Consider the following 12,240-nt stretch of genomic DNA (forward strand, 5'->3'; position numbering starts at 1 on the left):
GCAGCAGACTCCGAACTGTTCACCGTGATGGCATTGCCTTCGATGGCAACCTTCACGCCTGCCAGCTTCTCCGGAACTTGGATGCCGGCCTCATACCCGTCTGTCACGGTGACTTCCGCCGTCGTGAAACCACTGGCCAAATAGGCATAGTTCACCGCCTGCACACCCACGGTATAGCTGCCGGCCGGCAATTTCTCGAACATATAGAAGCACGAACCCTCATCCATGGAATAGTTTACGGCATACGCACCGAACATGCTATAAGCCAACTGCTTGCCGGTTTCCGTATTGGCCGGGACCAACATACGGACGACACCGGTCTCATTGTTGCGGATATACACATTGTGGACTGCCACATTGCCATTGCTCAAATAAGCAGCAGGCCATTTCACCATTACCTGACCTTTTTCGGCAGCCTCGGCCGTCACTTCAGCAGGCGCATCAGGATAAACCGGCTCATAATCGGTTTCATTGTAGCTGATGATAAAGTTGTCCGTACCGGCTTCGTAACCGCTTGAAATGAGATCCAACTTGCCATCATTGTCCACATCCCCGAAGTTACCTGCGACCGGATGGTCGTCATCCCATTGCCACATAAATCCTCCAAATATGTCGTTGCTCCAATAATCAAAACCATAAGAAGTATAAAGCCCGACACTACCTCCTTCGCTTACATCAAAAACCCTGCAATAGTCCCATCGGTTTCCATCAGGCTTCAACGCATCCGAACGTCCGCGATGGTATACATCCGGCACATCATCACCATTGAAGTCCCCATAGAAGAAACCACTGTTCCCACAACCGGTCATACCCACAATATTCACCTTCTCCTCATAAAAGCTGAACACAGAGCCTTCAACCGGCGTGTTAATCAGACAGAGGGTTTCAGGTACACCCGTCCGTGATTTACCGCAAATCATAAGATCCATCAAACCATCTTGGTTATAGTCCGTAGCCATCATTACTAAATTCTCCGTAGCCCAAGCTGTGAAAACATCTTCCAACGTACCTTTGGTTTCGAGTCCCAATCCTGCCAATATCTCCTGAGCAGCTGGAATCAACTGGTCTGTCACATCTTTGAACGTGCCGTCCTTTTGGTTATGGTAAAAGCGGATTTCGTCCCCTCCGGGTTCGGCACCGACATCTCCCATGTCTGTACCGTCAGCATATCCGGTAACTACAATATCCAACCAACCGTCATTGTCCATGTCAAGAAAAGCCACAGACCCGTGGCTTAAAGGCTTAGCCTTCATGGTAGGTTGGTCTTGCAAGTACACGCTCTTGATGGATTCACCGGTTTCCGGATTGTCACTCACACCAGTTTCTTCCCATAAGCCACGCCGGTTCACTTCTTTGTCAAAAGGCAAGGCCTCAAATACATTTTGCACTTCAAAACGTTTACCTTCCACATTCCGAAGCAATCTCATGAAACGGCCATTCACATCCATGCCCGTTATCAAAAGGTCTACAAAACCATCCTTGTCATAATCACCGGTCACCACGGAAGTAAAGGCATTCTCTTCATTAAACTTATTGAAATCTCCTCTTTTTGGATTCTCCGAGAACTTCATGGAACCGAGGGTTTCGTCCTCTACTTCTTCAAACCGTCCGTTCCCTAAGTTCTTTACCAACTTATACCCTTGGACATCCCCGACCTCTCCCGGATGAAGGACCAAATAATCCACCAAGCCGTCTGCATTGAAATCAATGGGTTGCGAACCGGCACTCCAAGCTGTCTCGGGCAATCCGTTTTTCGTCCCCATATAATTTTCATGTTCTGTCACTATGGTATCATTCACGGGATTTCCTTCATCGTCCAACACCGGTGCCAGTTCTTCTATGATTTTATTCCCTTCACCGTCCAATACAAAATCCCCCTGATTGTCTTTCATCCATATCGTATCTATTTTCTGTACGATCGTAGAGTCGTAAGTAATCTCCATTATCGGTTCATAATCAGCAAGAAATTCTCTTCCGCCCAATCCTTTCGCAAAAACGGGCCTGGTCTGCCATCCTTGCGATTGCCGACGGCCATCCAACCACAAGTCGTTGATTCCATCATTGTCGAAATCACCAACCTTGGGAGTAGCATTACTATTTGCCCACCCATATTCTTCCCTAAACGTCATATCACGCGTGAACGTGATCGGGTTGTCCTGAGCCTGCACTTCACCAACTGAAGTCAACAATGCCGCGCTAAACAACATTCCTTTAAAAGTCCTCTTTTTCATAATTATATCTTTGGGTTAAACACTGCTTGTACCTATATGCTTCATTTCAAGTACCAACGCTCCTCTTCCATCAAGGCTTGCTCCATTCTTTCCGCATTTTCTCCGAAACGTTCGGAAACCTTTTTAGCCATATAAGCCGGATATTGGTTACGATGGCGGGCCACCCTCAACAGATCAAAGAACCTATTGCCTTCAAAGCATGTCTCTGCCGCCATCTCGTCCACGATACGGTCTTCCACAAACAAGATGGAATCTTCCAACGTTCCGGCCGAAGTTTCCGTATTGAAATCCGGGATGATATAAAATTCATTATCGTACGGAATCCCGTTTCCCCTCCCACGAGTGGCCGTACCTACGTTGTCAGCAAAGATGTCTTCCGTAAAATCCGTGTATATTTCCCCTTTGCGTTCACTCTGTTTCACCCGGTTGGGATTCTCAATCGTCGTGGCATTCAATCCATATTTCAAAACCGCAAAAGCCATTGTCGGTTTCCCCAAACGGTTCAAGGCTTCAGCCAAACGGAGGTAAACATGGGAAACACGGTATAAAGGCAAAGTCCGCTGCAGGTATAATCCCCCCAAAGCCTCATTTTCGGGGTCGCTTCCACCTGTCACAATAGTTTTGTCCATATTGCTAAATTTGCATATATATGTAGCAGCGACATTGTTTAATGTCATTGAACCATAGGCTGAAGCAATTACCGAACCACCGGAAAGGACCGCCTGTCCACGCAGGTCTCCGTCACAGTATCCTGACACGGTAGGCTTTCCTTCCACTCCTACTACATATAAAGCTTCCGCCATGTCTTCCACAAAAGATTGCGCCGGAGCTATAAAAGCCTTGTCATTGTAAGACCAACGCAACAACAACGGATGATAGTCTTTCGGATTTGAACTGTAAACCAATGAAGATACAACTTCATTGGTTGCATAACTCAATCCAGATGTATGCATAAAATACGAAAAGCCCTTACGGGATATGTCAAGCCATGCATTACGATACATCGCCGTCACCGTCAGTTCCCGTTCCTTTATCAGCCTGTAATACGCAGTGGCCGCATCCGCATATTGGTTCAAGAACAGGTATAAATCACCTAAGAGCATATCCACCGGAATAAATACCTTGTCAAGATTCAAACCGTCCACAGAACCGTAGTTCAAATCCCTGACCCCGATATAGGGTTTCAAGTCTTCTATCAGAAGCTCTGCCAACTGCTCTTGGTTCTTCTGTGGATAATCTTTCAAACTGGCTTCCAAATCCAAAACCGGAGTTTCAATCCAACTGACCTCACCGCAAAGCAACGCCAACTGCCAATAGGTCCATGCCCGTATCACCTTGATTTGCGCGAATTCAGGTATCATGACCTTGTCCTCGTAATCGACCAAAGTCGTATCCATGTGGGCTATGGCATAATTGCAATTATTGATGACCTGATAATAATCATTCATCATCTTATATGGGTTGGAAGCAGAAACCTCAAACCGGGATATTTCCTGAAGGTCCACATCCGCATTGGCCGTGGCCTCCATCAAATCGCCACGTAATTCCCCCATCAGTACATACCTATCTCCTAACCTCTGAATTTGGGCCAATATCCCCATGATGGAATACAGCGAATCATTGGGAGAATCCAACCGGTTCCCCGACTCAAAAACGACCGAAGTCGAATCTGTCTCAAACATGTCGGAACAAGCCGTAGGTACAAATAACCCCAAGCAAATCCATGCTCCCCAAACCGTCTTCATGTTCTTTATATTCATCTTCATAACCGACATTTTTACATTATAAATTGATATTCACACCTAATTGGAAAGACCTGGACTGAGGGGTCAATCCTCCGTCAATGCCCTGTTCCAATACAGATGTACTATAAGAAAACTCCGGATCTACACCCAAATATTTCGTCAACGTACAAACGTTGTTCACGGCTGCCCACACGGAAAGGCTTTGAATAAAATTCTGCCGCATCGGGACATGGTAAGTAAGCATCAAACGTTTGAACTTCAAATACGACGCATCTTCTATCCAACGATCCGAAAAGCGTGAGTTCCCCATAGGGTCATCATAAGTAGCACGAGGAATATCCGTTTGCTGCCCATTGGCCATCCATCTGTTTTCCATGGAGACAGACTGGTTATACAAACTCTTTCCCGACTCCAAACTGGCACGCAAGGCATTATAAGCGTCATTCCCCAACGAATAAGTAAACAATGCTCCCAACTCCAGGTTCTTCCATTGGAAATTCAGGTCGAAGTTTCCGTAAATGTCCGGATTCGGATCACCTATTACCACCCGGTCCTCCTCATTGATGATTCCATCCTTTTTCACATCTACGAAGCGTATATCGCCGGCTTGGAAGGGCACGCGCTGTCCAGAAGAAGAAAGAATGGCCAGACCGGCTTCTGCCGCTTCCTGCGAAGTAGAGTAGACCCCGTCCGTAAGATAACCATAAAATACACCAACCGGACGACCGACTTCTGTCAGCACTTGTCCGTCACATACTTCGGTAATGAAACTTCCATTTTCCAAGGATGTCACCTCGTTTTTATAATGTCCGACTGTCGCCCCGATGTTTAATTTAAAGTCACGCATATCCAACGCCCGGACTTTCACGGCGACTTCCAAACCATTATTCTTCAATTCCCCGTTATTGTCCCAAAAGTATTCCAACCCCGCTTCATCGTTCAACGGCCTGCGTGTCACCAAGTCTTTAGTGCGAGAGAAAAAGACATCGGCATTCACAGCCAAACGATTCGAAAACATACTAAAATCCAGACCGATATTGGTTCTTGCCGTTGTTTCCCATTTCAATTTCTCATTGCCGATATTAGCCAAAACCAACCCCGTGGCATCTTTAACAAAAGACGTAGACGTAAAATAACTCCTATTGGCGAAAAGCGGAAGGTTGTCGTTGCCCGACATGGTATAAGCCACACGAACTTTAAGATTATTGACGAAATCCACATTCCGCATGAACTTTTCCGATGAAACCAACCAAGCCCCAGAGACAGACGGGAAATAGCCCCAGGAAACACCAAATAAATCCAATCCTCCGGCTTCGCGGCCAAAACGCGAAGACGTTTCCAAAGACATGCCTACATTGAAAAAGTAACGGTGCCGGTAAGCATAATCCGCATTAAAATACCAAGCCGTGTTCCGGTCCGTATATTCATGACCGGTCAACGTGCGAAGGTCGCTGTTTGTATTGGAAAGCGCGGTCATATAGTCGTTTCCCGTATTATACCCTTGCCCCATGGTATAACGATAATAAGTATTGTAGAAACGGCCTCCTATACGCGCATTCAAATCATGCCGCCAGTCTTTCAGAATCTGCCATGCCAAATAACCGTCCACCGACATAGAAGTCTGCCGGGCCATAAGGTTACGCACTTCATTCAATGCCGTGGCGTAAATCTCTCCCCTATCATTATACAACGGCTCATTGGAAACACCGGCATCCGGGATAAAGAGGTTTTCATTTTCTTTATCATAAGAAATCCCGAACAAAGCGGCAACTTCCAAACGGTCCGTTATCTGATAGCTCGGTCTTAAGTTCAAATTAAAACGATATTTATCCAACTCGGGAACATCTTCGCCTGTCAACGCCAAGGGGTTGCCGACATTCAGTTCGTCGACATCCGTCAAACGCCCGCTGAACGTCCCATTGTCGTTGTACTGCCACGGAGCATACAACGGGGATTTCACCAATGACAGGAAATAAGGCGAACGCATGCCGTCCAATCCTTCAAAGACAACCTTATGCCCTGTTTGCGCATAAGAAATGTCGGTCTGGATTTTAAAATCCTCCGTCAATTTGATATCTGAATTAAAACGTACGTTCAAACGGTTGAAACTCGTTCCGTCTATGTTCCCGTCGTTCTTGGCATATCCCAAGGAAAAACGATACAATGCTATATCATCTCCACCGGCCACCGAAACGCCATAGTTTTGGATAAAAGATGTCTTGTTGATTTCATTCGTCCATTTCGTATCGTTGTGTACCGCACGGTAAAACGAACGGGTCGGGTCGTCATTGGTAAACTGGAATCCCTCAACCTCATCACGTTTCATGCCGGACATGATATCTGTCGCATAACGCCGATAGGCTGCCGCCCCCATCAGAGGCAGACTTTCAAAAGGTGTCTGAAATCCCATTGAAATATTTGCTTCTATCTGGGTGGCCATTTCACGTGCACGTTTCGTGTCTATCAGTACTACGCCGTTTGCCCCCTTGGCTCCCCAGACCGCAGAACCGTTCTTTAAAATCGTGACTTTCTCAATATCCGAAGGGTCAAGCAAGGTCAAAGGGTTATTATAATAATTGTCCACAGCACTGGCTACTTGATCCTGCATCTGCCATATCACGCCATCCACCACGAATAGGGGTTGGGCAGAAAGGTTCACGGAATTATATCCCCTGATAAAGAATGAGGAGCTGCTACCGGGATCCCCCGAGTGGGAAATAGCACGCAACTGGCCGTTTAACAACGATGTCATGTCATCGGTCATGCTCAAAGTTCCGGATGTAAACCCATCCACCACGGCTTCACCGTCCGACACCGACATTCCGTCGTCATAGTACGCATGTCCGGATACCGTAAACAATGACACATCGACTTCATTGCGCCCTTTCACCGGCACGACTTGCCTTGAATATCCGGGTGCCTCTACATAAAGTGCTACCGACAAGTCCGGCACTCCAATCTCATAATTTCCGTTCTCATCCGTCATGGCAGAAACATTCAGGTTAGGGGTCGTCACACGTGCGCCGGCAAATCCCTTTTTCGTCACAGCATCTATTATCCGTCCTTTCACTTTATAGGGCATGTCCGTTTTCTCCGTCCTCACCGAAACACTATCATTTTTTCCCAAATCCTGTGCTACGGCAAGCTCCGACAACACGACAAGTCCCATCACGGCACTTATCACTTTTACTGAATGGTATTTTGATATATTAGTCATCATACTTACGCTTTAATGAGTTTCTAATTATTTTTTGCAGGAACGAACCTGATACGGTCTATCCTAAACCGCCGTACATACTTTACATTCAACTCCGATGGTGACACGTTAGTCTTAATCTCCAATGTTGTCTTCGGGGATATCTCATTCACCTTGTCGGCGTTGTCTTCATCCAAATACCACATTGCATCGTAAAAATCGGAGGTCGGGAATTGATATGCGCTCCACACTTTCACCGTCTTCATATAGACATCTCCCACGCTGTCTCCTCCAACAATCAGTTCCTCGTCATTTTTCCCCTGACGGCTTTCATATTTAGTCCTACCGTTTTCCTGTTCCACCTTCATCCTATAAGACAGACAAGTCTTTTCCGTCGCACGGCTGTTGCCGTCAATCGCAGGAGGAACGAAATCGACATAAATATCATATTGGGTAGCCAATACATTGGGAATATCGAATGTCACGCCCGGATTCAAGGAAGACCCGGACACTTCCAGGTAACTGTTTTCACTAATCCCCTTTACCACACTGGTTCCGTCAACATCCCGTACATAGGCTGAAGTACCTGAAGCCGTAACCAAACGTCGGTCAAGATCTTCACCTTCCACTATTATAGGCTGGTTCCACACACACGTATCATCCAGATGGAGATTCCCGTCAGCCAAAAACATCAAGCCGTTGGAAGCCGGTTCTTGCCGATACCCGGCAAAATAATCTTTCGTATTCCGTATGACGCTTCCGGTTACAGTGACCAACGAATCAGCACTTCCGGGATCTGTTATCCGACCGCCGAAGGTCAATCCATACACAATGGCCTGCCCAGTCTGCACTCTCGTGATAGAATCCGCCACAGCCTCATCGACATTATAAACTTTGAAATAAGGACTGACTTGCTCATACGCCTTATCCCAAGCCTCATTGTCCGGCAAGATCATGGTGTAGACGGAATCTTCATCGTGAATCCATCCTATCCCATAATAATAATTCTGCAACAGCCGGTTATAGTCCCTAAAAACAGAGTCCTTCTGACTGCTCTCTCCCGAAACATAGATTTTCTCCGAGAACTGGTTTATAAAGTCATATATCTTTGAATAATTCTCTTGAGTGGAAATATACTCCCAAAAGTTATAACGATAAGGGATCGTGTCGTTCAACTTGTGCAAGACTCCGTTTTGTGCCAATATATCCTTCTGCACAATGGATATGCCGTTGAATACATCTGCCGACTCGTACGACATGACCTTTCCATCCAACATGTATATGGACTTCCCGGCTTCTGTCGCAGTCGAATTGGAATAACGGGCTATATGATTCTTTACCATCCGTTGCAACGCCGCCTCGTCATCCATGTCCACAGAAGACAGTGCTTCATCGACAGGTGCCCAAACCGTGTAAGTCTGTGTCGAGCCCAACAAAGAGTCCGCACCCGTCTTCATCAGGATTTGACTGAACTTGGTCAACTGGCTATCATTAAGAATCATATCCATTAAACTTACCTCAGGGATGCTTCCGTTACGGCTGTAATGTTCATCCCAATCATCGTTACAAGAAACGATTGAACCTCCGATGCCTAATATCAGGCAAATTATACCTTTATATCTCATACGTCCATTTCCTTATTTAATCACGTCCTTCATCCCTAATCATATCCGTAGGAATAAATTCAATATAGTCTAATTGAAAACCACGCCCCTTAAAGTCCACACTCCTTGCACGGAACGTATGCGCTCCATATTCCTCAAAGTGATACTGTCCCACGATGTAACGCAAAGCAAAGCTTACATCGCGCATGGGCACATTATCCCATCCTCCATGCCAATACCATAGAGCTTCCGGTGCTTTCATGTATCCCCGGTTACGCATCATCTTGTCATTCTCTACCCCGTCGTCATTGGTTTCGCTGTCCTTTACCCAACCCACGCGAGGGTCATCACCGTTGATTCTCAAATCCACAGGAGTACCTGCAATATTCCCGTCCACATACATCTGCCCCATTCCACGCGTACCGCCGGAGTTATAACCGATACGCATTTCATAGTCACCGGGAGGCAACGGAATCATACGCAACGTAAAATCATAGCTTTCCTGCATCACCAATTCGTCCCCTTGATAATCGGCCCAAGAATCTTCTGCCTGAAACACACAAACTCCCGCATCATTATAAGTGAAATACTCTCCACAGAATTCAGGCGTCACCGTATATCCGCTTGTACCCTCCGGGCGCGTACTGCTATAACACTTCCAACGTATATTGTTGTTCGTCAGATGAGGTATGCAAGCAAAGAAGTCGAAACGGATTCTTTCATGCAGCACATCCTTCTCCATGACTTCTTCGTCATATACCAATATGCCGTCCAAAGTATGTATGAAACCGTTGATCGCATCTACGTTGCTTTCCTTCTCAATCACCCTTAACGAAGTATTATCGCTGTTTTTGGCATTGAGCCTGTTGCCGGCCTTGATTTTTATCAAACGATAAGTGTACATCGTCTCATAATACTCCGTCCGTTCATTGGCATAATCGGGATTAGTCGTTTCACCCGTGTATAAAAACGAGTTGGTGGCCATTTGGCGGTTCAGCATGTGATAGGCTATAAAACGGTTCAAAGGATTGTTTTTGCTTTTATAGTTTCCCAAATCTTCCGAACCATAATACGTCCTGGCATAATTCTCCATGCTGGAAAGGTCCGTTATCCCATTTTGTTTCAGCAGTTCATCCGGCTCACAAAACAACGTATAACCTAACTTCAGTTTTTCCGGCACAGCCAATACCAACCCGATTATCTGGTACCGATCCGTATTAAAACTATTCACATAATCAGGGTCATAAAGCTCCGTCATTTCATCCGCCCAACCGGAAGCCTCGTAGGCTTCGGCCCAAAGTTCAAACCCTCCGTGTGCCTTCAGCGTCTCCAACAAAGTCTTCTCGGAAGGTTCGATAACTTCATCTACAATATGGACAACCCCGTTATGCACTTCGTGGTCCCCACTGATAAGCGTAGACTTTTCATTGACGTAAATACGCCGTTCTTCCCCTTCCTTACCGAAGGATATAAGTAAATACCGGTCTGACAACGTGGGTTCAGACAATGCGCCTTCTTCAAATTCATCCACTAAGATTTCTTTGGTCGCATTACGTATGACACTGTTATAGACAATCTTCTGCTTCTGTTCCGAACTCAGGCCGTCCCATGACAGGCCCTTTTCTGTCAGATATTTATTAATCGCATCATTCGTAGGCGCAAAACAGGTAAAATGCCCGTACACTTCCAACAAAGCCGTTTCCCCACACTCATCCATTAGTTTATAGAAGAGGGACAACTCCGGAGTCTTCTCACAGAACGAAGCCACAGTCTCTCCCGTAAAAGTGTACATCGCATCTTCCTTGATATCATCGCTGTTGCAGGATGACAGACCGCCGACACAAGCAAACAGCAAACCCACTGCCCATGCTTTAATGGCTGACAAATATCTTTTATCCATATCCATAATTTTCAGTTTTTAGAAATATCTTCAGAAGCCATATAAAACCTATTCTGTACCAACAATGGATTCACCCGAAGCTCCTCTTCGTGAATAGGAAGGTAAATGGCATCCTTATCGTCAAGTTTACTTCTCACAGTTGTCTCGTCCAAACTCATAGACGTATATTTGCGCATCAAATAAGTATTTACGATATTCGTGGGAGACCCTTCCCTGCGCATACGCCGCACAAGGTCGAAATAGCGCTTCCCTTCAAAAAGGAACTCACGCTGACGTTCGTCGAAGACCAGGTTACGGACTTCCGACTGGTTCGTGTATTTCCCTTTCAAACTGCCTTCCTCCAAGTCCGGATGGGCACGGTCATAGGTATATGAAACCAAGTCCACGGCCTCTTCCAGATTGGCAGCACCACCGATTTCAGCCAATGCTTCGGCCTTCATCAGGTAGACATCCGGAAGCCTGTAAAAAATCCAGTTGTTCGACCCGTCTCCAAAGCTGAACAGCGGGTTTTCATAATCCTGTGCACTGCAATATGCCACATATTTTTTTATGGAATACAAGCCATCGCCAGCATATCCTTGTACGTGCCTTAAATCCAGTCCTCCGAAGAAATCCGAACCGGCACTCAAATCGTAGGCCGACAACAAGGCATTCACGTCCGTTCCTCCGTAAAAAGTCCGGACCGCCCCGTTCTGCGTATTATTATCGAACTGCAATTCCCAAATACTTTCATCCGAGTTTCCACTGTAAAACAAAGCATTAGAGAAATTGGACGAAGGCAACAAAGTCAGGGGATTATCCCTCGATGCCAATATCTTATCACAGTAAGCCACGCAGTTCTCATAATCATTCAACCATAAATACATGTCGGCCAGTAAAGCCCAAACCGCCTTTTGTGTAACCCTACCTTTATTATAACCTTCATTGTCCGGATATTCTTTCACCGCAAAGTCTTCTATGGACTTCAAATCGGTAATCAAAGTATCCAAAATACTTTCACAAGAAGATTGTGCCACCTCATAAGCACGCGTATCATCAAGGTAAGGCTCCTCCACGTATGGGACATTATTAAACGCCCGCACCAAAGTGAAATAACAAAAGGCACGTATGGTCTTGGCTTCTGCCAAATATTGCTTCAGATGAGCCTCCGTGAAATCAGAATCATACTCACGTACCACAGGAGCATTCTTGATTAAGGTATTGCAGATATTTATCACGGTATATACCTCGCCCCATTTTACGTATCCGTTAGCGGCGTTGATATTGGCATTTAAGATATACCCCAAATCGGTATCCGAACCCGTCCCCGGCACTACATTGTCCGAACGGACTTCTCCCCACACGATAAGCCGCCTCATAAAGCCGTCTTCGTTCATCGCCCTGTAACAAGCCCCGACTCCACTCAGCACGTCCTGCTCATCTTTCCAAAAATCCTCTGCCACCATTTCCGACTGGGGCAGCAAAGTAAACCAATCGTCACAAGCCACTGTCATTCCCAAAACAGGAAGCAAGAATAAAGCACGTATTTTCAAAAAAAACTTTTTCATTTCTACCATTTTTTAAG

At 46.0% G+C, this 12,240-nt stretch carries 6 protein-coding genes; all 6 read right to left on the minus strand.

Going from position 1 to position 12,240, the window contains the following annotated elements; translation table 11 throughout:
• Window positions 1–2,231: FG-GAP repeat domain-containing protein (locus tag HMPREF9442_RS06090; RefSeq protein WP_008626478.1), on the minus strand; the 2,231-nt coding region annotated here is incomplete at its 3' end.
• A gap of 41 nt (window positions 2,232–2,272) precedes the next feature.
• The gene (locus HMPREF9442_RS06095; RefSeq protein WP_008626479.1) at window positions 2,273–4,006 is read right to left on the minus strand and encodes a RagB/SusD family nutrient uptake outer membrane protein; all 1,734 of its coding nucleotides are present in this window, start codon (window positions 4,004–4,006) and stop codon (window positions 2,273–2,275) included.
• A 7-nt stretch (window positions 4,007–4,013) separates the two neighbouring features.
• A complete protein-coding gene (locus HMPREF9442_RS06100; RefSeq protein ID WP_008626480.1) occupies window positions 4,014–7,196 on the minus strand; it encodes a SusC/RagA family TonB-linked outer membrane protein in 3,183 nt (1,060 codons plus the stop codon).
• A gap of 20 nt (window positions 7,197–7,216) precedes the next feature.
• The gene (locus tag HMPREF9442_RS06105) at window positions 7,217–8,797 is read right to left on the minus strand and encodes a fasciclin domain-containing protein (RefSeq protein ID WP_008626482.1); all 1,581 of its coding nucleotides are present in this window, start codon (window positions 8,795–8,797) and stop codon (window positions 7,217–7,219) included.
• Window positions 8,798–8,813: 16 nt separating this feature from the next.
• Window positions 8,814–10,682, minus strand: a complete 1,869-nt coding sequence (locus HMPREF9442_RS06110; protein ID WP_008626483.1) for a fasciclin domain-containing protein — start codon at window positions 10,680–10,682, stop codon at window positions 8,814–8,816.
• Between the two features lie 5 nt (window positions 10,683–10,687).
• Entirely contained in the window at window positions 10,688–12,232 is a 1,545-nt protein-coding gene (locus HMPREF9442_RS06115) for a RagB/SusD family nutrient uptake outer membrane protein (protein WP_008626484.1), read from the minus strand.
• Window positions 12,233–12,240 lie beyond the last annotated feature (8 nt).

Source organism: Paraprevotella xylaniphila YIT 11841 (assembly GCF_000205165.1).
GTDB lineage: Bacteria > Bacteroidota > Bacteroidia > Bacteroidales > Bacteroidaceae > Paraprevotella > Paraprevotella xylaniphila.

Excerpts from the sequence above, each read along its gene's own strand:
- HMPREF9442_RS06095 (WP_008626479.1), bottom strand. The coding sequence starts at position 4,006 with ATGTCGGTTATGAAGATGAATATAAAGAACATGAAGACGGTTTGGGGA.
- HMPREF9442_RS06100 (WP_008626480.1), bottom strand. The coding sequence starts at position 7,196 with ATGATGACTAATATATCAAAATACCATTCAGTAAAAGTGATAAGTGCC.
- HMPREF9442_RS06105 (WP_008626482.1), bottom strand. The coding sequence starts at position 8,797 with ATGAGATATAAAGGTATAATTTGCCTGATATTAGGCATCGGAGGTTCA.
- HMPREF9442_RS06110 (WP_008626483.1), bottom strand. The coding sequence starts at position 10,682 with ATGGATATGGATAAAAGATATTTGTCAGCCATTAAAGCATGGGCAGTG.
- HMPREF9442_RS06115 (WP_008626484.1), bottom strand. The coding sequence starts at position 12,232 with ATGGTAGAAATGAAAAAGTTTTTTTTGAAAATACGTGCTTTATTCTTG.